Origin of the sequence: Rhodococcus sp. M8 (assembly GCF_015654185.1) — a bacterium.
Lineage (GTDB): Bacteria > Actinomycetota > Actinomycetes > Mycobacteriales > Mycobacteriaceae > Rhodococcus > Rhodococcus aetherivorans.
The window spans coordinates 4,945,624-4,968,638 of record NZ_CP064065.1 but is presented as its reverse complement, the minus strand read 5'-3'; the positions used below and the strand labels follow the sequence as shown (position 1 = coordinate 4,968,638).

25 protein-coding genes are annotated in these 23,015 nt (G+C 71.6%); 8 read left to right on the top strand and 17 right to left on the bottom strand.

The annotated features are described in order from the left end of the window. Nucleotides 1–40 precede the first annotated feature (40 nt). Nucleotides 41–661: a DUF305 domain-containing protein gene (locus ISO16_RS22555; protein WP_050034639.1), complete on the bottom strand. Its 621-nt coding sequence runs from the start codon at nt 659–661 to the stop codon at nt 41–43. A 134-nt stretch (nt 662–795) separates the two neighbouring features. Between ISO16_RS22555 and ISO16_RS22550 the strand changes: the two genes are divergently transcribed. After that, nucleotides 796–1,035 carry a hypothetical protein gene (locus ISO16_RS22550; RefSeq protein WP_029541442.1) on the top strand — a complete coding sequence of 80 codons (240 nt, stop codon included), beginning with the start codon at nt 796–798 and terminating at the stop codon, nt 1,033–1,035. 182 nt (nt 1,036–1,217) lie between these two features. Here the strand turns inward: ISO16_RS22550 and ISO16_RS22545 are convergent, their stop codons facing one another. Continuing rightward, nucleotides 1,218–1,577, bottom strand: a complete 360-nt coding sequence (locus ISO16_RS22545; RefSeq protein WP_006940324.1) for an MmcQ/YjbR family DNA-binding protein — start codon at nt 1,575–1,577, stop codon at nt 1,218–1,220. A gap of 93 nt (nt 1,578–1,670) precedes the next feature. Here ISO16_RS22545 and ISO16_RS22540 point away from each other — a divergent pair, with 93 nt between their 5' ends. Continuing rightward, the gene (locus ISO16_RS22540) at nt 1,671–2,366 is read left to right on the top strand and encodes a response regulator transcription factor (RefSeq protein ID WP_006940326.1); all 696 of its coding nucleotides are present in this window, start codon (nt 1,671–1,673) and stop codon (nt 2,364–2,366) included. Beyond that, nucleotides 2,363–3,484 (top strand): sensor histidine kinase, encoded by a 1,122-nt coding sequence (locus ISO16_RS22535; protein WP_072634411.1) that lies wholly within the window; start codon nt 2,363–2,365, stop codon nt 3,482–3,484. Before ISO16_RS22540 ends, ISO16_RS22535 begins: the two co-directional genes overlap by 4 nt. Here the strand turns inward: ISO16_RS22535 and purQ are convergent. The 3 genes from purQ to ISO16_RS22520 form a co-directional block, all read right to left on the bottom strand. Next, nucleotides 3,451–4,128, bottom strand: a complete 678-nt coding sequence (gene purQ, locus ISO16_RS22530; RefSeq protein WP_006940330.1) for a phosphoribosylformylglycinamidine synthase subunit PurQ — start codon at nt 4,126–4,128, stop codon at nt 3,451–3,453. The two genes, ISO16_RS22535 and purQ, sit on opposite strands and share 34 nt — an antisense overlap. Then, on the bottom strand, nt 4,125–4,370 hold the full coding sequence (gene purS / locus ISO16_RS22525; RefSeq protein WP_006940332.1) for a phosphoribosylformylglycinamidine synthase subunit PurS: 246 nt from the start codon (nt 4,368–4,370) through the stop codon (nt 4,125–4,127). The genes purQ and purS overlap by 4 nt, the downstream gene beginning before the upstream one ends. 114 nt (nt 4,371–4,484) lie before the next feature. Then, entirely contained in the window at nt 4,485–6,866 is a 2,382-nt protein-coding gene (locus ISO16_RS22520) for a PAS domain-containing hybrid sensor histidine kinase/response regulator (protein ID WP_029541438.1), read from the bottom strand. A 202-nt stretch (nt 6,867–7,068) separates the two neighbouring features. Between ISO16_RS22520 and ISO16_RS22515 the strand changes: the two genes are divergently transcribed. From ISO16_RS22515 to ISO16_RS22505, 3 genes are all read left to right on the top strand, one after another. Further along, nucleotides 7,069–7,386, top strand: coding sequence for a heavy-metal-associated domain-containing protein (locus ISO16_RS22515; RefSeq protein ID WP_006940337.1), 318 nt, complete (start codon nt 7,069–7,071; stop codon nt 7,384–7,386). Between the two features lie 27 nt (nt 7,387–7,413). Further along, nucleotides 7,414–9,654 (top strand): heavy metal translocating P-type ATPase, encoded by a 2,241-nt coding sequence (locus ISO16_RS22510; protein WP_072634410.1) that lies wholly within the window; start codon nt 7,414–7,416, stop codon nt 9,652–9,654. Nucleotides 9,655–9,735: 81 nt separating this feature from the next. Continuing rightward, a complete protein-coding gene (locus ISO16_RS22505) occupies nt 9,736–10,452 on the top strand; it encodes a hypothetical protein (RefSeq protein WP_072634409.1) in 717 nt (238 codons plus the stop codon). Between the two features lie 10 nt (nt 10,453–10,462). Here the strand turns inward: ISO16_RS22505 and ISO16_RS22500 are convergent, their stop codons facing one another. Both ISO16_RS22500 and ISO16_RS22495 read right to left on the bottom strand, forming a co-directional pair. Beyond that, the gene (locus ISO16_RS22500) at nt 10,463–10,957 is read right to left on the bottom strand and encodes a hypothetical protein (RefSeq protein ID WP_230304417.1); all 495 of its coding nucleotides are present in this window, start codon (nt 10,955–10,957) and stop codon (nt 10,463–10,465) included. A gap of 222 nt (nt 10,958–11,179) precedes the next feature. Then, nucleotides 11,180–12,658 carry a carboxylesterase/lipase family protein gene (locus tag ISO16_RS22495; protein ID WP_072634407.1) on the bottom strand — a complete coding sequence of 493 codons (1,479 nt, stop codon included), beginning with the start codon at nt 12,656–12,658 and terminating at the stop codon, nt 11,180–11,182. Between the two features lie 159 nt (nt 12,659–12,817). On the opposite strand from ISO16_RS22495, the gene ISO16_RS22490 reads away from it, so the two are divergent. Together ISO16_RS22490 and ISO16_RS22485 are read left to right on the top strand one after the other, a co-directional pair. Further along, nucleotides 12,818–13,360, top strand: coding sequence for a flavodoxin family protein (locus tag ISO16_RS22490; protein WP_029541426.1), 543 nt, complete (start codon nt 12,818–12,820; stop codon nt 13,358–13,360). A gap of 128 nt (nt 13,361–13,488) precedes the next feature. Further along, nucleotides 13,489–14,133 carry an MBL fold metallo-hydrolase gene (locus ISO16_RS22485; RefSeq protein ID WP_006940348.1) on the top strand — a complete coding sequence of 215 codons (645 nt, stop codon included), beginning with the start codon at nt 13,489–13,491 and terminating at the stop codon, nt 14,131–14,133. 54 nt (nt 14,134–14,187) lie between these two features. On the opposite strand, the gene ISO16_RS22480 is transcribed toward ISO16_RS22485, so the two are convergent. From ISO16_RS22480 to ISO16_RS22435, 10 genes are all read right to left on the bottom strand, one after another. Then, complete coding sequence (locus ISO16_RS22480) at nt 14,188–15,831, bottom strand: FAD-binding dehydrogenase (protein ID WP_072634406.1); 1,644 nt, start codon at nt 15,829–15,831, stop codon at nt 14,188–14,190. Nucleotides 15,832–15,879: 48 nt separating this feature from the next. Beyond that, nucleotides 15,880–16,584, bottom strand: coding sequence for a DUF2334 domain-containing protein (locus ISO16_RS22475; protein ID WP_006940351.1), 705 nt, complete (start codon nt 16,582–16,584; stop codon nt 15,880–15,882). A gap of 30 nt (nt 16,585–16,614) precedes the next feature. Continuing rightward, entirely contained in the window at nt 16,615–17,268 is a 654-nt protein-coding gene (gene bluB / locus ISO16_RS22470; RefSeq protein WP_050034634.1) for a 5,6-dimethylbenzimidazole synthase, read from the bottom strand. Between the two features lie 5 nt (nt 17,269–17,273). Beyond that, the gene (locus ISO16_RS22465; RefSeq protein WP_006940357.1) at nt 17,274–17,768 is read right to left on the bottom strand and encodes a glutathione peroxidase; all 495 of its coding nucleotides are present in this window, start codon (nt 17,766–17,768) and stop codon (nt 17,274–17,276) included. A gap of 69 nt (nt 17,769–17,837) precedes the next feature. After that, nucleotides 17,838–18,674, bottom strand: a complete 837-nt coding sequence (locus ISO16_RS22460) for a methylamine utilization protein (RefSeq protein ID WP_072634405.1) — start codon at nt 18,672–18,674, stop codon at nt 17,838–17,840. A gap of 45 nt (nt 18,675–18,719) precedes the next feature. Further along, complete coding sequence (locus ISO16_RS22455) at nt 18,720–19,046, bottom strand: cupredoxin domain-containing protein (RefSeq protein WP_072634404.1); 327 nt, start codon at nt 19,044–19,046, stop codon at nt 18,720–18,722. Further along, nucleotides 19,043–19,387: a cupredoxin domain-containing protein gene (locus ISO16_RS22450; RefSeq protein WP_072634403.1), complete on the bottom strand. Its 345-nt coding sequence runs from the start codon at nt 19,385–19,387 to the stop codon at nt 19,043–19,045. Before ISO16_RS22450 ends, ISO16_RS22455 begins: the two co-directional genes overlap by 4 nt. Nucleotides 19,388–19,398: 11 nt before the next feature. After that, entirely contained in the window at nt 19,399–21,012 is a 1,614-nt protein-coding gene (locus ISO16_RS22445; protein ID WP_072634402.1) for a multicopper oxidase family protein, read from the bottom strand. Then, on the bottom strand, nt 21,009–22,322 hold the full coding sequence (locus tag ISO16_RS22440; protein WP_065922984.1) for a hypothetical protein: 1,314 nt from the start codon (nt 22,320–22,322) through the stop codon (nt 21,009–21,011). Before ISO16_RS22440 ends, ISO16_RS22445 begins: the two co-directional genes overlap by 4 nt. Beyond that, nucleotides 22,319–22,981: a methylamine dehydrogenase light chain gene (locus tag ISO16_RS22435; protein WP_072634401.1), complete on the bottom strand. Its 663-nt coding sequence runs from the start codon at nt 22,979–22,981 to the stop codon at nt 22,319–22,321. Before ISO16_RS22435 ends, ISO16_RS22440 begins: the two co-directional genes overlap by 4 nt. Nucleotides 22,982–23,015: the final 34 nt, after the last annotated feature.

The following is a 23,015-nucleotide window of genomic DNA, read 5'->3' as shown; positions in this document are numbered from 1 at the left end:
TGGAAGGGGTGGGACGGTCACGATCCGGTCACGGCACCGACTACCGCTCGAGCATGGCGCGCATCTCGTCGATCTCCGCCTGCTGCGTCGCGATGATCGACTCGGCGAGTTGCCGCGCCTCCGGGTTCACGCCCTCGGCCAGCTCGGTCTGCGACATCTCGATCGCGCCCTCGTGGTGGACGATCATCATGGTCAGCCACATGCGGTCGAAGTCCATGCCGCGGGCCCCCATCATGGAGTCCCACTCGTCGTCGGACATCATTCCCGGCATCCCGCCGGGCATGCCCATGCCGCCGTGACCCATCCCGTCCTCGTCCGGCGCCTCCTGCCCCCAGCTGTCGAGCAGCGACACCATCTGCTCCATCTCGGGTTCCTGCGCGGCCTCGATGCGGGCGGCGAGGTCGATGAGCTGCGGATCCTCGCTGCGTTCGGGCACGGCCTGGGCCATCTGCACGGCCTGCGCGTGATGGGGATACATCTCCTGCAGGAACTCGACGTCCGCGTCGACGAACTGCGCCTGCCCGGCCGGCACCGAGGTCTGGGACGTGCCCGGAGTCGCCGTCCCCGCCTGCTGCTGCGGCTCGTCGCTGCCACACGCCACGATCATCAGGGCGAGCGGAACCGCCGCCGCTGCCGCTACTACTCTCTTGTTCCACAACATGATTCGACGGTACCCGCCGTATCGGCCGAGTCCGGGGCCGCAGCCCCGCCCCGGCCGGTCCTTCATCGAAACTTCATCGGCCGCAACGCCCGCCCACACGCGGCGGCGCGCACACTCGTCGTAGGAGGTGCGCGATGATGGGTTGGTACGGCGGCGCAGGCTGGGCCGCCGCCCTGGCAATGGGTGTGTTCTGGCTTTTGCTCGCCGGGGTGGTGGTGTGGGCGGTGGTCCGGGCGGCGGCGCCACCGGATCCCGGCGACGACGCCCGCCGGATCCTGGACCGGCGGCTCGCCTCCGGCGAGATCGACGTCGCAACCTACCGGACTCTGCGCGACGAACTGGACGCGCGGCCCCGACGACGGACGCGTCGATAGATCCGCCTGCTCGATACGCGATGCAGCGCATTCACGGGGTCACCGCGATCCGATCCGTCGTCGACGGGTCGCCGAACAACTCTCTGCCGCAACCCGAGTGGCGGGCAGCCGGGGGCGCCCGGCCCTCGTCCCCCGCGGCATGGTCACCCGCGGCATGGTCGGCACCCTGCGGCACTCGCTCGTCAGCGATGTTCCCGGCGGGCATCGAACGCCGCGACGACCCGCTTCGGCGCGGTCAGCCGCCACGCATCCTCGATCAGTTCCGCCAACTCGACCGTGTCGACCGCGGCGAAAACCACGTCGATCCAGCCGTAGCGCCCGAAGAACGGGGCCGCGCGGAACACGTCCGGATCCTCGTGGAGCAGGGCCGCCTGGGTGTCCACGGTGGCTTTGAGGCAGACCGTGGCCGCACCGTAACCCAGGAGGCCGAACATCTTGTTCCGCACCCGGTACGTGGGTTGGTCACCCCAGCTGTCCACCACCACTTCACGTGCCTCGGGCAGCGCCAGCATCATCGCGCGCACACTGTCCGCGCTGGGCATGGGATCTCCTCGGTCGGCGGACAGGGCCACCCAGTTGTACACCCGACCCGCGACAGGGAACGGACGGCCGCGAGTGCTGGGTACCCTGGCCGCGTGCACACCCCCGGCCCCCGCATCCTCGTAGTCGACGACGAAGCCGCCCTGGCGAAGGTGGTGGCCAGCTATCTCGAACGGGAGGGCTTCGAGGTCGCGCTCGCCTACGACGGACCGACGGCCGTCGCGCTGGCTCGGCAGACGGACCCGGTGCTCGTGGTGCTCGACCTGATGCTGCCGGGATTCGACGGCATCGAGGTGTGCCGGCAGCTGCGGACCTTCTCGGACGCGTACGTGCTCATGCTCACCGCCCGTGGCGACGAGGTGGACAAGGTGATCGGTCTGTCGGTGGGCGCCGACGACTACGTCGTGAAGCCTTTCGGGCCACGGGAGCTCGTCGCCCGGGTGCGTGCCATGCTGCGCCGGCCCCGCAGTGGCACCGCGGCGGAGGCACCGCGCCGGATCGGCGGGCTCGTCGTCGATCCGGTGTCGCGCACCGTCTCGGTCGACGACGCGCCGGTGGAGCTGACACGCACGGAATTCGATGTGCTGCTGGCACTTTCGGATCGACCTTCGGCGGCGCTCTCACGCCGGCAGATCATCGACGAGGTGTGGGGGCCGAACTGGTTCGGCGACGAGCACATCGTCGACGTCCACATCCGCGCCCTGCGCCGCAAGCTCGGCGACGATGCCGCCGCCCCGCGCTTCGTCCGGACCGTGCGCGGGGTCGGGTATGCGATGGAGGCCGCGCGGTGAACCGGCTGGGACTGCGCGGGCGGCTGCTGATCGCGCAACTGCTCGTGCTGTTCGTCGGGGCCGCGACGCTCACCGTCGTCGCGACGCTGGTGGCCGCCCCGCTGTTCCACTACCACCTCGCCCACGCGGGCGTGGAGGACACGCAGGTCCGCCTTCACACCGAGGAGGCGTTCGCGCAGGCCGGGGCGGTCGCGCTCGCCGCCGGGACAGCCGTCGCGCTCGGTGCCGCGGCGATCACGTCCGTGGTCCTGGTGCGCCGCATCACCGCGCCGGTGGGCCGGCTGGTGGAGGCCGCGGGCCACGTCGCCCGCGGCCGCTACGACGTGCCGATCACCCGGTCCGGCGACGCGGACTTCGCCCGGCTCGAGAACGCCTTCGCCGACATGGCGGGCCGCCTGCACAGCACGGAGCTCTCACGACGCCGGCTGCTCGACGATCTCGCCCACGAACTGCGCACACCCGTGGCCACGCTCGAGGCCTACCTCGAGGGCATCGAGGACGACGTACTGCCCGCCGACGCCACCTCGTGGCAGGTGATGCACCACCAGCTCGACCGGCTGCGGCGTCTCGTGTCGGACCTGTCCGACCTCTCCGCCGCGGACGAGCACGCGCTCGCCCTGCACCCCGAGGAGGGCGACCTCGCCGCGGCGGTGACGGCATCGGTCTCGGCCGCGGCACCGCGGTTCGCCGACAAGCAGGTCGGGCTCGGGACGGAGCTGCCCGAGGCGCTGCCGCCGGTCCGGTTCGATTCGCAGCGAGTGGCGCAGATCCTGGCGAACCTGCTCGAGAACGCCCTGCGTCACACGCCGGCCGGGGGCCGGGTGGTCGTCACGTGCGAACGCGCGGACCGGGCGGCCGTGCGGGTGCGGGTCCGCGACACGGGCGACGGCATCCACGCGGATCAGCTCGACGCGGTGTTCGAGCGGTTCCACCGGATCGATCCGGCCCGCAGCCCCGGCGGCAGCGGCCTGGGCCTGACCATCGCGCGCAGTCTCGCCCGCGCCCACGGCGGCAATCTCACGGCCGCGAGCGACGGGCCGGGGCGCGGTGCCCGCTTCGACCTGACCCTGCCCACGAACGGGAATCAGGCAGAGACGACCGCGTCGAGAACGCTGTAGAACATGCCGAGCCCGTCGTCGCTGGGACCGGTGAGCGCTTCGGTGGCGTGCTCGGGGTGCGGCATCAGGCCGACGACGCGGCCGTTCGCCGACGAGATGCCCGCGATGCCGCGCTGGGAGCCGTTCGGGTTGTCGCCGGCGTAGCGGAACACCACGCGGCCCTCACCCTCGAGTTCGTCCAGCACCTTCTCCGAGGCCTGGAACCGGCCCTCACCCGACTTGAGGGGCACCAGGATCTCGGCCCCGGCCTCGTAGCGGGTGGTCCACGCGGTGGTGTTCGACTCCACCTTCAGCCACTGGTCGCGGCAGATGAAGTGCAGGCCCTCGTTGCGGGTGAGGGCCCCCGGCAGCAGACCCGCCTCGCACAGCACCTGGAAGCCGTTGCAGATGCCGAGCACCGGCATCCCGCCCCGAGCGGCCTCGACGACCTTGCCCATGACCGGGGCGAACCGCGCGATGGCGCCGCAGCGCAGGTAGTCGCCGTAGGAGAAGCCACCCGGCACGATGACCGCGTCGACTCCCCTCAGGTCAGCGTCGCCGTGCCAGAGGCTGACGGCCTCACCGCCGGCGAGTTCGACGGCGCGGGCCGCATCGATGTCGTCGAGCGTGCCCGGGAAGGTGATGACTCCGACGCGGGCACTCATGCGTCACCGTCGATCCGCCGCACGGTCCAGTCCTCGATGACCGTGTTGGCGAGCAGAGCCTCGGCGATCTTCTCGACCTCGGCGTCGTCGACGCTGCCGTCGACCTCGAGCTCGAAGCGCTTTCCCTGACGGACGTCGGACACGCCCGCGAAGCCCAGTCGCGACAGCGCCCCGACAATGGCCTGGCCCTGAGGATCGAGAATCTCGGCCTTGGGCATGACTTCGACGACGACACGAGCCACGTGCTGCTCCTCGGTAGTAGTGCTGGCGCCCGGGGACGGACACCGGACAGCCCGCAGTTTACCGGCCGACCCGAGCCGGTCCGGAATCGGCAGGGCCCGACGCCGGCGGCCCCGTCACGGCTGTGGCGGCCCCGGCTCGGCGAGCGACGCCGTGAAGTTCTCGACGATCTCGGCCGCGAGGGTGCGGACCTTGACGTTCGTCGCCTGCGACATCGCCGACAGCTGCGCGAACGCGGTGTCCGCGTCGACCCGGTGCGCTGCCATGAGCAGGCCCACGGCCCGGCTCGTGACACTCCGTGTGTCCAAGGCGGTCCGGAGCGAGGCGGCCTCGCGCTCGCCGGCGGCGAGCAACGCCTCCCGCAGCCGCGACATCTCCAGGTGCACGCGGACCCGGGCGATCAGCTCGCTGGGATGGAACGGCTTGACGACGTAGTCGTCGGCACCGGCCCGCAGCCCCTCGACGGCGGACTCCGATCCGGCCCGGGCCGTGAGCAGGATCACCGGCAGCCGCACCAGCCGTTCGTCGCCCCGCACGTCCTGCAGCAGCGACAACCCGCTACGTCCGGGCAGCATGACGTCGCTGAGGAGCAGGTCGGGAACCTCCGTCCGGATCCGCTCGAGCGCGGACTCGGCGTCGGCGGTGACGTCGACGTGCCAACCCTGCGCGGCGAGCAGGTCGACGAGATGGTCACGCATGTCCGCGTTGTCCTCGACGAGGAGCAGGCGCGGTTGCCCCTCGCGCGGTCCGGCGCCGGGGGTCGCGACGGGCCGCCACGCCTCGGCCTCCCCCAGATACGCCGCGCCGGCGGACGCCACGACGTCGTCCGCGGCGCGTGGTGCCGGCTGCGCGCTCGGCACCGCGGGCACCGTCACCGTGAACACCGAGCCGTGCGGGGCGACGGCGTCGACGGACACCGAACCACCCAGGGCGGCAACGAATTGCGCGACAAGAGACAGCCCGATGCCCGAGCCCTCGCGGCTGCGGCCGGACCGGTCGCCGATCTGGTAGAAGCGGTCGAAGATCTTGCCCCGCTCGGCCTCCGCGATGCCTGTGCCGGTGTCGGCGACACGCAGCACCAGGTTCGCCCCGTCACCCCGCAGGGACACGGCGACCGATCCCTCCGGCGTGAACTTCATCGCGTTGGACAGCAGGTTCAGCACGATGTGCGTCCACATCGCCCGGTCGGTCGCCACGTACCGGGTCGGCACATTGTCGACGTCGACGAGGAGCGCGAGCCCCGCGCGGTCCGCGGCGTCGCGGAACAGTTCGGCGGCCTCGCGCGTCACCGCGACGATGTCGGTGGGCTCGGTGTGGGCGTCGAGCCGGCCGGCGTCCCCACGCGCAACGTCGAGCAGCATGTCGACGAGCCGCTGCAGGCGCAGGGCGGCCCGCCGCGCCGCCGCGACGGCGTCGACCTGGGCGGGTGGCAGCGCGGCGGCGTGCTCGTCGAGCAGGGTCTGCAGCGGCCCGAGGAGCAGCGTCAGCGGGGTGCGGAACTCGTGGCTGACGTTCTCGAAGAACCGGCTCTTGGCGGCGTCGAGCTCGGCGAGTTCGGCCGCCCGCCGGCGTTCGGCCTCGTAGGCCTGCGCATCGGACAGAGCCGTGGACACGCGGACCGCGACCATATCGAGGAACACCCGGTACTGCTCGTTCAGCTCGCGGAACCGGCTGATGCCGAGCACGAGGGAGCCGGCCGGGCCACCAGCGGAGACCGGGAGCGGCAGGACCACCGCGGTGTCGCCGTCGCGGCCGAGGTCCGCGACGGTCTCGGCCTTGCCGGACTCGGCGACCCGGGCGATCACCTCCGGCAGGTCCGACGCGGCGCCGGGAGCGGTGCCGAACTCGGCGACCGTCACCGTCACCTCGTCGCGGCACAGGTGGGCACTGCCGAACGGCAGATCGTCCTCGTGGCCGGCGAGCAGGCCGAGCGCAGCCCGGCAGGCATCGTCGGCGGTATCGGTCTCCGTCATCGAGAGCTGGCCGAGTTCCCGCAGGACGGCGGCCCGGCGCTCGGCGAGCACCTGCTCGGTGACGTCCGTGGTGGCGACGAAGATGCCCGCGACGGTGCCGTCGGCGGCCCGGACGGGGCTGTAGGAGAACGTCCAGTACGTCTCTTCCGTGTAGCCGAATCGGTGCATGAACAACTGCATCCGCTCCGACAGGGTCGGCTCCCCGCGTTGCGCCTGGGCGAAGAGGGCGCCGACGAAGTCCCAGATCTCGCCCCAGCACTCGGAGGCCCGCTGGGCGACCGCCGCCGGAAACTTCTCGCCGAGGAGGGGCCGGAAGGCGTCGTTGAAGATCTGCACCAGTTCGGGGCCCCAGCACAGCAGCATGGGCACCCGCGACGGAACGACGGTCCGCACGGCCGCCGTCAGTTCGGGAGGCCAGGTGTCGATCGGCCCCAGCGCGGTCGACGCCCAGTCGGCGGCGCGGTGGGCGGTCGCGGTGGGATCCGATTCCGGGAACAGGGCGCGGGCCGAAGTCTCGTCGTTCACCTCGGTGTCGCCTCACATCCTTGCCGTCGGTCCTGTCGGAGGTTCTCAGGATAAGGCGGGCCGGCCCGCCGCTTTCCGGGCCTTGTCCCGCCCCGACGGCACGCGGCATTCCTGAAGATTCGATGAAGAGCACGTCCCGCCCTGGCGGTTCAATACCCCTAGGGGGTATAAATGGGGTGCACCCACGCAGAGGAGAATCGCGATGACCCGGCTCCTGCCCCTGACCGACACGGCCAGCGGCTGCCGCTGCGGCAGCCACCCCACCGAACCGACCGGACCGAGCAGTGAGGACCCCCGAATGAACACCCAGGCCTTCCCCGTCGTCGGCATGACCTGCGGCCACTGCGCCGGCGCCGTCACCGAGGAACTGCGCGCCCTGCCCGGCGTCGAGGACGTACACGTCGAACTGGTCGCAGGCGGCGTCTCCACCGTCACGGTGACCAGCGTCGACGGAATCGACGACGAGGCCGTCGCCACCGCGCTCGACGAGGCCGGCGACTACCGCCTCGCCCCGCAGTGACCCGCCGACCCGAGAAGGGACCCGCCCATGACCACGGGTGAGATGGTGCACGAGGTAGAACTCTCGATCGGCGGCATGACCTGCGCCTCCTGCGCGGCGCGCATCGAGAAGAAGCTCAACCGGATGGACGGCGTGACCGCCACCGTCAACTACGCGACGGAGAAGGCGAAGGTCACCTATGGGCACGGGGTCGCCCCCGACGACCTCGTCGCGACGGTCGAGGCGACCGGCTACACCGCCGCGCTCCCCGCCCCGCCCCGGGCCGAGGAGGCCACCGAGGCCGCCCCCGAACCGGACGAGGCCGCCGCCTGGCGTCAGCGCCTGACCGTCTCCGCGGCCCTCACCGTGCCGGTGGTACTGCTGTCGATGATCCCGGCGCTGCAGTTCGACAACTGGCAGTGGCTGACCCTGACCCTCGCCTCCCCCGTCGTGGTGTGGGGGGCGCTGCCGTTCCACCGCGCCGCCTGGACCAACGCCCGCCACGGCGCCGCCACGATGGACACCCTCATCTCCGTCGGCGTCACGGCCGCGTACCTCTGGTCGCTGTGGGCGTTGTTCTTCACCCACGCCGGCATGACCGGGATGCGGATGACGTTCGACCTGCTCCCCACCGGAAGCTCCGAGCCGCACATCTATCTCGAGGTCGCCGCCGCCGTCACCACCTTCATTCTCGCGGGGCGCTATTTCGAGGCCCGCGCCAAGCGGCAGTCGGGCGCGGCCCTGCGGGCACTGCTCGACATGGGCGCCAAGGACGTCGCCGTGCTGGGCGACGGTGACACCGAAACCCGGATCCCGATCGGCCGGCTCACCGTCGGCGACCGGTTCGTCGTGCGTCCCGGCGAGAAGATCGCCACCGACGGCGTCGTCGTCTCCGGCACCTCCGCCGTCGACGCGTCGATGCTCACCGGCGAACCCGTGCCGGTCGAGGTCGGGCCCGCGGACCCCGTCGTCGGCGCGACCGTCAACGCCGGCGGCCGGCTCGTGGTCCGCGCGACCCTCGTCGGCGCCGACACCCAGCTCGCTCAGATGGCGCGGCTGGTGACGGAGGCGCAGAACGGCAAGGCCGAGGTGCAGCGGCTCGCCGACCGGGTGTCGGCGGTGTTCGTCCCGATCGTCATCGGGCTGTCGCTGCTCACCCTCGCCGGCTGGCTCCTCACGGGCAACTCGGTGACCGCGGCGTTCACCGCTGCCGTCGCAGTACTGATCATCGCCTGCCCCTGCGCGCTGGGCCTCGCGACCCCGACCGCACTGCTCGTCGGCACCGGCCGCGGCGCCCAGCTCGGCATCCTGATCAAGGGACCGCAGATCCTCGAATCCACCCGCCGCGTCGACACTGTCGTGCTCGACAAGACGGGCACCGTCACCACCGGCCGCATGGCCGTGGCCGCGGTGCACGCGGCGGACGGCGGCTCCGAGGACGAGGCGCTGCACCTGGCGGGGTCGCTCGAGCACGCCTCCGAGCACCCCATCGGGCGCGCCGTCGCCGAGCGGGCCGCGGGCACCGGGGCTCTCTCGCCGGTGGAAAGCTTCGAAAACCACGGTGGACGAGGGGTTTCCGGTGTCGTCGACGGCCACGCCGTGCTCGCGGGCCGGCTGTCCTGGCTGCGCGACGAGTGGTCGCTGACCGCGCCCGAATCGCTGCGACGGAGCGCCGGGGCCGCCGAGGCCGAGGGCCGCACACCGGTGTGGATCGCCTGGGACGGGCGCATCCGGGCGATCGTCGTCGTCTCCGACACCATCAAGGACACCTCCGCGTCGGCGATCGCCGATCTGCGCGAACTCGGCCTGCGGCCGGTGCTGCTCACCGGCGACAACCGCAGCGCCGCCGAGACCGTCGCGAAGCAGGTCGGCATCGACGAGGTCATCGCCGAGGTCCTGCCCGCCGACAAGGTCGACGTGGTCAAGAGGCTGCAGGACGAGGGCCGGGTCGTCGCCATGATCGGCGACGGCGTCAACGACGCGGCCGCCCTCGCCCAGGCCGACCTCGGACTGGCGATGGGCACCGGCACCGACGTCGCGATCGAGGCCTCCGACCTGACGCTCGTGCGCGGCGACCTGCGGGCCGCTCCCGACGCGATCCGGCTCGCCCGCGCGACCCTGCGCACCATCAAGGGCAACCTGTTCTGGGCGTTCGCCTACAACGTCGCGGCCCTGCCGCTCGCGGCGCTCGGGTTGCTCAACCCGCTGATCGCCGGCGCGGCGATGGCGTTCAGCTCGGTGTTCGTGGTCAGCAACAGCCTGCGGCTGCGGCGGTTCAGCCCCCGCTGAGGCCCGCACCCACGACGCGCTGCCGGCGGAAGGTCTCCGATTCGCCGGCAGCGCGTCGTCGTGCTGTGTCACGCTCGTGCCATGGAGGCGGAGCGGGACCAGCTGCTGCTCACGGTGCGTAACCTCGCCCGGTTCCACCGCGAGCACGAGAAGTTCTATTCCGAATCGCCGTTCCACGACGTGATCCGGCTGCACCGCAGCTCACGTGCCCTGAAGGCGCTCGCCGAGCGGTGGTCGGTCGTCGCACCGCTCGAACGGACGTCGCCGAGCCCGTTCGCCGGCGCGCCCGACCTCAACGACGATCGGGCCACCGAGACGCTCGGCATCCTGTTCATGGAGAGCGGCGACGAACCCGCCGAGATCACCAGACTGAAGGCCGACCTCGGGGCGCTCGCCGAGGCGAACCGGACGACCGGGCAGTGGCTCGCCGACGCCATGGCGACCGCCTGGGACGTGCTCGAGGCGCTGCTGGCCTACCCGGGCCTGGCGGACCTGCTCGCCGAACGGCACCGCATCGTCACCAACGACTGGCAGTGCGCGACGACGGCCCAACTCGTCGCCCGCAACCTCGACCGGGCGGTCGCGATCCTGGGGCGCATCGACTTCACCACAGCCGCCCTGCGCGCGGACCTCGCCGGGGATCGCATCGCGCCACGTTACGTCTTCTCGGCCGCGGAAATGATCGACCACGCCGCCGATCTCGCGGCGCAGAGCGCGGTGCTGACGCACGAGAACGAGCGGCGCTGGCGGATCTTCCACGATCGGGTCGAGCAGATCGTCGCCGGCCCGGAGCCGTAACACCGGCCGCTCAGCACCCCTGCGTGTCGAGGAGGACACAGTCCCACGTGACGGTCCGCTCCGCCGGGATGCGGCCACCGCCCTCCCACAGCGTCGGCGGCCCGGACGGGTGCACCGAATACCAGCCCGGATACCGGGTCGGCGTGCGATTCGCGAGCTGGGTGATCCAGCCCCGGCGCACGATCCGGCCCCGCGCGGTCGGCACCGTGCGGTGGAACACACCGAGGTAGCGGTCGTAGAGCAGGCAGCCGGAGACCGTGTCCCGCCCGTCCTCCGGATATCCGGGCGGGAGCAGCGCCGACACCCCGTCGCCGAGGTGCGCGACCCGGTCGAACCCACCCGGCGTGCGCGCCGGGACCCGCTCGACGTGAGCGGGCAGGTTCCGGCTGATCAGTTCCGGCGGCAGCATGTGCGGCAGGCACCACTCGGTCGTGCCCTCGATCGTGTCCCCGACGTGCAGCCGTTCGTAGCCGGGTTCGAGGTCGACGAGCATCCAGATCCTCACGCCCGTCACCCTCGCCAACCGGCCGGCACCCGAGCGAAAGGCGCAGCACTGTTCCCGTCGTTACCGACCCGGGCACCGATCGGAGTCGGCTCGGTGAAACGATGCGTCATCACAGCCCGGTGCACTCGACGAAGGCCCGGAGGGCGACGCCTCCGGGCACCGGGATACCGTGCGGCCGCCCTACCCGCCGCGGGCGCTGCCCTCACGGATTCCGCTGCGACGTCACCCGATCCAGCACGCCAGCTCGTCGGCGCGCGGATCGGCCACCACCGGATCACCCTCACCGCCGAACACCCGGACCGGCCGCGAGGCACCGATCGGCGCCCATCCCGGACCTCCCGTGGTCGCGAACTGCACCCAGGCGCGGTGCATCTCGTCGGCGAGGGCCTGCGGGGGCCGATCGCCGGTGAGCCGGTGGGAGACGTCGAGGCGGTCGAAGACGAACGCGATCTCGAGGGCATGGCACGCCCGCAGATCCTGCACCGGGCTCGGCCAGGCGAACTCGTACAACCACGCCGTGCCACCGCGGCGGGCGACCGCGTCGGCCAGGGTGACCGTGCCCGACCGGAAGGCGTAATCAGTGAGGACGGCGGCGAGCACGTCGCCGGGAGTCGCGCCCGGCCGGTGGGCCGCGTACAGGTCGGCGAGCGCGGGATCGATCCCGTACCGCTGCAGGACGAACGGCAGGTTGTCGTCGGTGATCGCCGCGGCGATACCGGTCGGCACCAGGAAGAAGCGGAACTCGTCCGTGGTCGTGCCGGCCAGCACCGGCACACCCGTGCCCGCTCCGGCGGCGATCGCGTCGATCGGCAACGACGGCAGAATCTCCCCGTCGATCGTCGGGAACATGCTCATCACGCCCAAGCCGCGCTGCACCACCGACCCGCCCCACCGGGCCGGGTCCGGATTCTGGGCGAGGTCGAGGCCGAGAGCGTCCTGGGCCGCCTGCAGGACGTCCGGGGCGAGGGCCCCGAACGCCTCGGCCGTGGCCGGCACACCCAGGCGGTCGGCGAGGACAGCCCCCACCCGGCGCGCGTCCTCGAGGTCCGAGGCGGCCGTGGCGTTGCCGCTCTGCACGACGGCGCGGTGGAACAGTCCGCTCGCGGCGGGCGAGGCCAGCAACGTGGCCACGCTCATCCCGCCCGCCGACTCGCCGAACACCGTCACGTTGTCCGGGTTGCCGCCGAAGGCCCGGATGTTGTCCTGCACCCAGCGCAGCGCGGCGAGCTGATCCAGCAGGCCACGATTGTCCGGCGCGCCGTCGAGCGACAGGAACCCGGTGACGCCGAGCCGGTAGTTGATGCCGACCAGCACCACACCGTCGCGCGCGAAGGCGCGTCCGTCGTAACTGTCGATCCGGTTCGAGCCGCGGGTGAACGCGCCACCGTGGATCCACACCATCACCGGCAACCCGGAGGCGCCCGGATCGGGTGTCCACACGGACAGATTCAGGCACTCGTCGCCGGGTTCGATGACGTTGCCGAGCAATGCGGCCGCCGGAGCGGCGTACGGCGCCTGAGGGCAGGTGGGGCCGGGCGCGGTGGCGTCGCGGACACCGTCCCAACGCGGCGCCGGGCCCGGGGCCGCGAACCGCGCCGCCCCCACCGGGGCGGCCGCGTACGGAATGCCCAGAAAGGCCCACACTCCGTCGGTCGGCGTGCCCCGAACCGTTCCCCCGGTCGTCTGCACCGTATCCGTCATGCCCCGATCCTCTCCTCGCAGCTCCTCACAACGCCACCCACCCGAGCGAATGTATCGCTGATCTCCGTAGGCCGACGGAAAGTCACATTCGCTCGGTCCGACGGCTCCTATGCTGAGTTGGACGGTCGTCGACTTTCCGTCCAGCCGAGGAGGTGCGGCATGCGAGCACTGGTGGTGTACGAATCGATGTTCGGGAACACCCGTCACGTGGCGGAAGCCGTCGCGCGCGGGCTGGGACCGGCGGACGCGGTGCGCACGGTCCCCGTGACGCAGGCGCATGAGGAGAACCTGTCCGAATACGACCTGGTGGTCGTCGGCGGCCCGACGCATGCGCACGGCATGAGCCGGGAGTCGACGCGCCACGGCGCGGTCGAGCAGGCCGAGAAACCCGACAGCGGGCTGACGCTCGAGCCGGACGCCGAGAGCGAGGGCGTCCGCGAGTGGCTCGATTCGCTGCCCGCCGGCGGCGGGAAGGCCGCATCGTTCGACACGCGCATCGACATGGCGGCCGTCCTGACCGGGCGCGCCGGCAAGGGCATCGCCAAGAAGCTGCGCAAGCACGGGTTCGAACTCGTCGCCGATCCGGAGAGCTTCCTCGTCGACAAGCAGTCGAAGCTCGAGCCCGGCGAGGAGGATCGGGCCGAGCAGTGGGGCCGCTCGCTCGCCCAGCAGGCAGCGAGCGGGTCCGAGGAGCTGCGCTGACCCGCCCGCGGGCCGAGCGAATGTATCGCTCATCTCCGTAGGCCGACGGAACGATACATTCGCTCGGCGCAACCCGGACGCGAGATTGCTCGGCGCGCCGCCGCACGCGACGGTCCATACTCGGGTGCATGCGACTGACCCACTTCGGACATTCCTGCCTGCTCGTGGAGCACCTGGGCGCGACGATCCTGTTCGACCCGGGGAATTTCTCGCACGGCTTCGAGGGCATCACGGGGCTCGACGCGATCCTGGTCACCCATCAGCACCCGGACCACGCCGACCCGGCGCGACTGCCGGCGCTGGTGGAGGCCAACCCGGGGGCCGCCCTGTACGCGGACCCGCAGACCGCCGCTCAGCTGGGCGGCGGCTGGAAGGCCGTGCTCCCGGGCGACGCATTCACCGTCGGCGACGTGCGCGTGCGCGGCACCGGAGGCCGGCACGCCGTCATCCACCCGGAACTGCCGGTCATCGACAACACCGCCTATCTGCTCGGCGACGCCGAGAACCCGGCGCGGCTGCTGCATCCGGGCGATTCGCTGTACATCCCGAACGAAGAGGTCGACGTGCTCGCGCTGCCCGCCGCGGCACCGTGGCTGAAGATCTGGGAGTCGGTGGACTATCTGCGCGCGGTCAATCCGCGGGTGGCCGTGCCGATCCACCAGGGCATCGTCGCGGAGCAGGCCACCGGCATCTTCTACGGCCGTTACTCCGAGATGGCGCCGGAGGGCACCGAGTTCCGGGTGCTGCCCGCCGAGGATTCGGTCGAGGCTTAACCGCCGGTGCGTCCTTTGGGCTGCAGTACCCGCCCAAAGGACGCACCGGCCGCGTCAACGGCCTGCGGCCCTCCCGGCGGCGCGGCCGGAGAAGATGCAGCCGCCGAGGAACGTGCCCTCGAGCGAGCGGTAGCCGTGTACCCCGCCGCCGCCGAATCCGGCGACCTCACCGGCGGCGAACAGGCCCTCGAACACCGAGCCGTCGGCCTTCAGCACCCGGCCCGACAGGTCGGTCTCGAGCCCGCCCAACGTCTTGCGCGTCAGCAGGTGCAGCTTGACCGCGATCAGCGGTCCGGCCTTGGGATCGAGCAGCCGGTGGGGGGCGGCGATACGGGTGATCCGGTCCGGCAGGTAGGCGCGGGCCGCGCGCATCGCCGCGACCTGCAGATCCTTGGTGTACTTGTTCGCGATCTCGCGATCGCGGGACTCGACGACCTGCTTGACCGTCGCGTAATCCAGCGGCGCATCCGGGGTGATCTCGTTCATTCCTGCCACCAGTTCGGCGAGGGTGTCGCGGACGACGAAGTCGACGCCGCGGCGCTTGAACGCCTCCACCGGTCCGGGTGCGCCGGGCTTGACCCGCTGCAGCACCTTGCGGATGTCGCGTCCGGTCAGGTCAGGGTTCTGTTCCTGGCCGGAGAGCGCGAACTCCTTCTCGATGATCTTCTGGTCGAGCACGAACCAGGTGTGGTCGTGGCCGCTGCGCACGATGTGTTCGAGGGTGCCGAGGGTGTCGAAGCCCGGGAACAGCGGCACCGGCAGTCGCTTGCCGGTGGCGTCGAGCCACAGCGACGACGGGCCGGGCAGGATGCGGATGCCGTGGTTGGGCCAGACGGGGTCGTAGTTGGTGATGCCCTCGGTGTAGTGCCACATCCGGTCGCGGTTGACGACGCGCCCGCCGGCGCGTTCGGTGATCTCGAGCATCCGCCCGTCGACGTGCGCCGGCACGCCGGTGAGCATGTGCTTCGGCGGGTCTCCCAGCCGCTTCGGCCAGTTCTTCTTCACCAGGTCGTAGTTGCCGCCGATGCCGCCCGACGTGACGATCACCGCGCCGGCCGAGAGTTCGAACTCGCCGGTCGCCACGCGCGACGACGCCACGCCCCGCGCCGCCGACGACGGCTCGAGCACGGTTCCGCGCACCCCGGTGACGGCGTTGCCGGTGACGACGAGGTCGTCGACGCGGTGCCGGTTCCGCAGGATCACCCGGCCGCGGTCGACGCCGTCGAGCACCCTGCGGGCGAAGATCTCGACGAGGGCCGGTCCGGTGCCCCACGTGATGTGGAAGCGCGGCACGGAGTTGCCGTGACCGCCGGCGTCGTAGCCGCCGCGTTCGGCCCAGCCGACCATGGGGAACAGCTTCAGCCCGCGTTCCTTCAGCCACGCGTGCTTTTCTCCGGCCGCGAACTCGACGTAGGCCTGCGCCCAGCGGCGCGGCCAATAGTCCTCGTCCTCCCGGTCGAAGGCGGCGCTGCCCATCCAGTCCTGCAGGGCCAGGTCGTACGAGTCGCGGATGCCGAGCTGGCGCTGCTCGGGGGAATCCACGAAGAACAGCCCGCCGAACGACCAGAAGGCTTGTCCCCCGAGGTTGTGCGAGTTCTCCTGGTCGACGAGCACCACGGTGCGCCCGGCGTCGATGAGTTCGGCCGTGGCGACGAGCCCGGCCAGGCCGGCGCCCACCACGATCACGTCTGCGTCCATGCCCGCCAACCTACTGCAGGGTAGGTTCGTGTGGGCGGATCTTCGGGCTCAGGCCGCGCCGAGTGTGCGCAGGCGCGGCGGCCAGCGGTAGACGGAGGGCTGCGCCTCGAGGTGCAGGGCGAGGTCGATCGCGTCGAGCATCGCCTGCCGCGGCCCCGGCCGGTCGAGTTGCTTGCCGGAGATCGACAGCCGCAGCAGCCCGCCGCGCCGTGCGACCCGGGCGGCGCCGATGACCATCGCCCGGCACCACCACGGTTCGGCCTTGGCGCCCTCGCCGATGCCGAACACCCGTGCATGGGTGACGGTATCGCGGTCGAGGTCGTGGATTCCGGCGGCGCCGGCCAGGAGCCGGAAACCGGTGGCGGGCAGCGCCGCGACGGCCCCGGGCGAGGCGAGCCAGCGCGGCGGCGCGAACAGCCGGGTCCGCAGCCCCGTCTCCTCGAGCACCCGGTCGGCGGCGAGCAACCGCAGCCGCGCCTCGTGTTCGGGCAGGACCGCGAACTCGGCGCGCCGCCGCTTGGTCGCGGCCTGATCGTAGCCGTGGAGCACGATGGCGTCGCCGCCCTCGCGACGCTCGAGCAGCCACTCCTGGGTGTGCGGGTCGCGCGCCAGCCGGTAGTGATCCTTCAGTCGCGGCGCGACGAGCAGCGACAGCGGCACGCCGCGGGCGTCCATCTCCCGGGCGAAGGCGTCCACCGCCGGGCGGGTTTCGTCCCTGATGCCCGACACCGACACGATCAGCTGGCCGCTCATGGGCTCCACGGTGCCAGGGCCGGGTGAACGTCAGGCGTCGCGGACCTGAAGGGTTTCGGCATGCACGGCGTCGGCGAGGGGCCGGCCGGTCCGCCACCCGAACCGTTCGAGGTCCGGCACCTCCTGCAACCGCGTCACGGGGCCGACGCACAGCCACGCGATCGGCCGCACCGGGGTCCGCGCCCCGACGAAGTCGGCGAGGAACGCCTCGTCGTAGAACGAGACCCAGCCGACACCGAGTCCTTCGACGGTCGCCGCGAGCCACAGGTTCTGGATCGACAGCACCGCCGAGAACACGCCCACGTCGTCGATCGTGTGCCGGCCGAGGATGTGCTGCCCGCCCCGCGACGGGTCGTAGGTGACCACGATCCCGGTGCCGGACTCGGCGATGCCCTCGACCTTGATGGGGTCGAAGGTGCGCCGCCGCTCCTCCGGCAACGAGTCCGCGAACGCGCGACGGCATCCGGCGACGTGGTCGGCGAACTCGGCGAGCCGCTGCGGGTCGCGGACCACCACGAAGTCCCACGGCTGGGTGTTGCCGACGCTGGGCGCGGCGTGCGCCGCACCCAGCACCCGCCACAGGACCTGCTCGTCGACGCGCTCGCCGGTGAACTCCGCGCGAACGTCGCGGCGCGCACGGATCACGTCGTACAGGGCCGCCCGCGCATCGATGGTGTCGGTCATCGCGGTCAGCGGGGCAGCGCGGCTTCGATGGCCGCGATCACCTCGGGGGCGTCGGGCTCGGTGCGCGGCCGGAACCGGGCGACGACGTTCCCGTCCGGCGCGACGAGGAACTTCTCGAAGTTCCACTGCACGTCGCCGGCCTCCCCGTTCGCGTCGGGGTGCTGGGTGAGCTCGGTGTAGAGGGGGTGCCGGCTCTCGCCGTTGACGTCGATCTTCTCCATCAGCGGGAACGTGACGCCGTAGTTGGTGGAGCAGAAGGTCCGGATCTCCTCGGCGGTGCCCGGCTCCTGGCCCATGAACTGGTTGCACGGCACACCGACCACGGTCAGGCCCCGGTCCGCGTACTCGACGGCGAGCTTCTCGAGCGCCGTGTACTGCGGGGTCAGGCCACACTTGGAGGCGACGTTGACCACGAGGACCGCGCGGCCGTCGAACTCGGCGAGGGAGGTGGGCACCCCGCCGAGGGTGTTGATGCCGATGTTCTGCAGAGAAGTCGTCATGCCGCCCGACGTTAGTCGCGGCGGTCCCGGGTGCGGTAGTGCGCCCGGAAACCGCCGCGAACCGGCACGTCAGAGTGCGGCGACGACCGCGAACGCGCCGAGGGCGACGAGCACGGCGCCGGTCAGCGTCTGCACGCGGCGGTCGACCACGCACATCGCCGACAGGAAGCCCGGCATCGACCCGCCGCCGCGGGTGTGCAGGATCGCCAGCAGGCTCGGCAGGCACCGGCCGAGCGAGACGAGCGTGAACAGGGCGGCGCCGAGCGCCGGGGAGCCGACCACGGCGACGCCGAGCACCAGCAGGTAGTACGCGCTCGACCGGATGAAGATCACGAAGCCGGGTCCGATCATGGCGCCGAAGAGCAGCGAGACCTTCCACGGGGCCATCGACCGGCGCAGGTGCCGCGGCAGCTGCCGGCGGCGCATCGGCGTCGGCAGCGTCACCAGACCCAGCTCGTGCAGACCGTAGGCGAACGCGACGACGCCCCACGCGACGAGCGCCCACGTCACCGGGACGGATCCGGCGACGAACGCACCGAGCGCGCCGACGAGCGCACCGGTGGGGGCGCCGGTCGCGACCGACCCGAGCGCGTGCCAGCCGAGCCGGCGCACCGGCGTCGACGAGCCCGCGCGGTCGGGCTGCTTCGGAGCCGCGACGACGCCGGCGACCGACATGCCGCACGTCGACCAGTTCGCGGCCAGGGCGGTGACGGCGCCGGCACCCACGACCGCGGCGGTCGTCGCGGCGGGTCCCGACGGCGTGAGGAGCGCCGCCGCCCCCGCACCGGCGACGCCGGCGGCGGCGATCAGCGCCGCCCGGGTGCGCGACGGCACGGCCTTCTGCAGGGTGGGACGGATGTCCGGCACGTCCGTCGTCAGCGGCTCGTGCGTGAGTACTGCTGTCATGACTTCCTCCAAGGGATCGGTGTTCTCCGGATTCGGACGACTGGTTCAGGATTCGGTGACGGTGACGGTGCCGGTCATGTACCGGTGGACCGAGCAGGTGTACTCGTAGGTTCCCGGTTCGTCGAAGGTGTGGGAGTACGTGCCTCCCCCGGTGATCCCGCTGTCGAACCGCCCCTCCGACGTGACCTGGTGCAGCACCCCGCCGTCCTCGAACCGCCATTCGACGATGCCGCCGGCCGGCACGGTCACGTCGGGCGGAGCGAAGTGGACGTTGCTGACGACCACCACCGCGTCCGGGGGCCGCTCGGACGGGCCGCAGGCCGTGACGAGCGGAAGCAGCAGGGCCGCAGCCCACCCCGGCCGCCGGGTCATTCCCGGACGATCACGGTGCCGACCATCATCGGGTGCGGCGTGCAGTGATAGGTGAACGTGCCGGCTTCGTCGAAGGTGTAGGAATACGTTCCCTCGGTGAGGAGTTCACTCTTCAGCTCCCCCTCGAGGGGGCCCTCGCCCACGACGTCGTGCGGCAGTCCGCCGTCGTCGAATCGCCATTCGACGGTCTGCCCCTTCTCGATCGTCACCGACTCCGGGTTGTAGGCCATGTTCTTCACCTCCACGACGACGGCCGGTTCGGCCGAACCTCCGGCGCTGCCGCACGCGGACAGGCTCGCCGCGGTCAGCAGGCCGGCGAGCAGGGTGACGGACTTTCTCATGGCGATTCCTCTCATCGGATGTACCGCAGGTTCGCGGTCATGCCGGCTTCGAAGTGGTAGGCGTTGTGGCAGTGGAACATCCATTCGCCCGGATTGTCGGCATCGAATTCGATCGCAAGTTCGGTGCCGGGCAGCACGTTGACCGTGTCGCGGCGCAACCCGCCGTACGCGCCGATCGCGAAGGTGTGTCCGTGCGTGTGCATGGGGTGCCACATGGTGGACGAGTTCTTCATCGTGATCCGCACGCGTTCACCCTGTTTCATGACGAGGCGGCCGGCGTCGGCGCCGGCCATGCCCCACACGTAGCGGTCCCCTGCCTGGATCAGCTCGATCCGGTAGTCCCGGTCGGGCTCGCGCGGGTCGAGCCGCACGGTGTCGGCAGGCCGCAACGCGCTCTCCGCGACGAGCCGGCCGCCGAGTTCGGGGATCGCGTCGCCCACGTCGGCGTCGGCCATCGGCACCGCATCCGGGGTGCGCAGCACCGTCGAGGCATACCCTTGCCGCCCTTCGACCTTCGCGACGATCGGCCACACGCCCGACTTCACGGTGACGAGGACGTCGTAGCGTTGCGCCATTCCGACGACGATCGTGTCGGCGACGGTGGGCTGCACGTCGAAGCCGTCCGCCGCGACGATCGTGAGTTCGTGCCCGGCGACCGCGAACCGGTACGGGGTCTCCGCCGCCGCGTTGACGATCCGCAGCCGCAACCGCTGTCCCGCCGCGGCGACGACCGGGGCGGGATCGTTCGGGGGACGACCGTTGATCAGGTGCAACGGATACGCGATGTGCTGGGTCATCCCGCCGAGGGGCGCGGAGTCGCCGTGCCCGGCGCTCACCAGCCGCCGGGCGACGTCCGTGTCGCCGGCCGGGTGCGCGCCGGGTGCCGCACTCCCGCCGTGGCCGCCGTGACCGCCGGAGATCGCGGGGTTGAGCGCCGTGAGCACGGCGTCGGGCGTGGTGCCCAGGCCGTCGACCCAGTCGTCGAGAACCAGGACGGCGTCGGCGTCGGCGCCGGTGCGGTCGTCGGGGTCCTCCACGATCAGGGCCCCGAACAGGCCGCGGTCGGCCTGCAGGCCGCTGTGCGAGTGGTACCAGTGGGTGCCGGGGTCCGGGACGACGAAGCTGTAGTCGAACGTCGTGCCCGGTGCGATCGCCGCCTGGGTGACGGGCGCTGCGCCGTCCATGTCGTTGCGGATCCGGATGCCGTGCCAGTGGAGCGTGGTGTCGGCGTCCAGGTCGTTGCGCACCACGGCGTCGAGCCGGTCGCCCTTGCGTACCCGCAGTTCCGGGGCGACGGCGTGCCCGCCGTAGGTCCAGGTATGGACCAGGCGTCCGCCCAGGTCGACGGTGGAGAATCCGGCGGCGAGCGCGAACGACGCCACGGTGCCGTTCCACCCGCGGGCGGCCTCGGCGGCGGCGATCTCCGGATCGGCCGGGGAAATGTAGTCGAGATCGGACGCCGCCGATCGTGTGTCCGAGCCGGCGGCCGCCGGCTGCGTACCGGACGATGCGGTAGCGCAGCCGGCGGCACCGAACCCGAGCGCGCTCATTCCCAGCGCCCCGGCTCCGAGGGAGCCCAGGGCGAGGAATCGGCGCCGGCCCAACCCGTTGTCGGGTTGTCTCATCCGATCACCTCGGGGGTGAGCAGGTCGGTGAAATCCTCGACGTTGCCGCTAATCTCCGCCGAGGAGACCTGTTGCCCGGTCGCGGCGTCGAACCCGACGATGCGCTGTGCCGCCTCGCCCTGACCCTCCGGATTGCCACCGAGGACGTAGAACGTCGCGCCGTCGACGGAGAACGCCATGCTCGCGATGTCGGTCAGCCCCAGGTCCTGCAGGCTCAGCGACCGGATCGGGGCGAGGTTCGCGGCGTCGGACAGCACGATGCGGGCCAGGTCGCCGCCGCGCGCGGAACTGGGATGGATCGGTGAGTCGGTGTAGGCGATCGCGATCCGGGTGCCGGTGTTGTCGATGACGTCGCTCGCGAACCGCCCGTCGGGCTGACCGGCGTTGCCGATCGGCGTCACCGCGCCCTGCGGCAGGCCGTTCGAGAAGTCGAAGACGTACACGTCGCCGTTCTCCCCGACCAGCAGGGCCTTGCGCGCCTCGGCGGCCCACCCGACCTTCCGGGCGCTGACGAAGTCCTCCGGCAGCACCTTCGCCCGGGCGGTCTCGGCCGGCACGCCGTCGTCGCCGACGGAGATCCGGATCAGCTCGCCGGTCTCCTCGCACACGCTGTAGATCTCGTGGTCCACGGTCCAGGTGAACGGTCCGCAGCCGACGATCTGCACGGCCCCGCTCTGCTGCTTCGTCTCGAGGTCCACGACGCGGACGCCGTAGAGCCCGTCGTCCCACGTGACGAAGTACCGCCCGTCGGAGGTGACCGCGTTGGAACCGGGCCGCGAGTGCACGCGCGCGACGTCGGGCAGCAGCGCCTCGGCCGGCTCGAGCAGATTCCCGGAGTAGGTGCTGACGGTGAAGTCCGCGGCCCCCCGCGAGCCGCGGGGGCGCCACACCTCGGCGGCGAGAACGGCCGGATCGGACGGGGTCTCGCCGACGAAGCCGTGGATCACGGGGTCCCAGATGCCGGGGCCGACGACGATGCGGCTGCCGGCGACGCCCGTCTTCGGGTCGAGGACGTTGACGCCGAGCTCGAGCTTGCCGAATCCGCCTGCCACGGCGACGAGCTGGTCACGTCGGATGGGGTCGATCTCGGCGACGTGCAGCGGTTCGGGGATGGTGTCGCCGATCTCCTGGTCGTCGTGGCCGAGCGAGATGCCCTCGCCGGGGGTGCTGAATTCGACGGTGGGATAGGTGACGTCGCCGGCGGTGTTCGCGTCGTCGCCGGACGAGCCGCAGCCGGCGAGGGTGACGAGCAGCGCGAGCGGAACGACGGCCGCGGCGGGACGCACGAGGCGGCGGGAACGCGATGTCATGATCCGGCACCGACCTTCGGGCGGTCGGCGGGACGGGCCTGGCAGTCCTCGCCGATGATGGGGGCCATGGTGCAGGTGTACGACTGGGATTCGTCGGACACGCACCAGATGATCTCCTGGTCGTAGCTGCCCGAGACCGGGTTGTACATAACGGCCTGCATATCGGGCTCGCCGCAGAAGGCGTTGGAGCACGACGGGGCGCCGCAGCAGTCGTAGTAGGCGATCAGGTAGGTCTTGCCGGTGTCGGGGTTGGTGCAGCAGCCCACCCAGAATTCGGCGCCCGGCTTGCTGCCCGGCGCGCACGTGGTCACTCCGCCTCCGTTGCAGGCAGCGCAGGAGGTGCCGTCCATGTTGCACCAGCGCCAGTACTCGCACTCGGCGGGATCCTTGCCGTCGTACACGGGCACGAGCGGTTCCGGGCCGGGCGCGGGGGCGGGTTCCTGCGCGAACGCGGTGCGGGTCACCGGAAGCGAACTGATGAGCGCCACCCCCGACACGCCCATCGTCCAGCGGCCGAGGCGGCTGATCATCGAGCGGCGCGACACCTGTTCCGACATCCGGCGTCCGGTCCGGCTCATGAACGAGCCGCCCTTGCCGGCCATCCAGGCGGCTTGTTCCTTGACGGTCTCCTCGTCGACCGGATACCGGTTCTCGTACATCTCTTCCAACGCATCTCTCCGTTCGTCCAGGGGA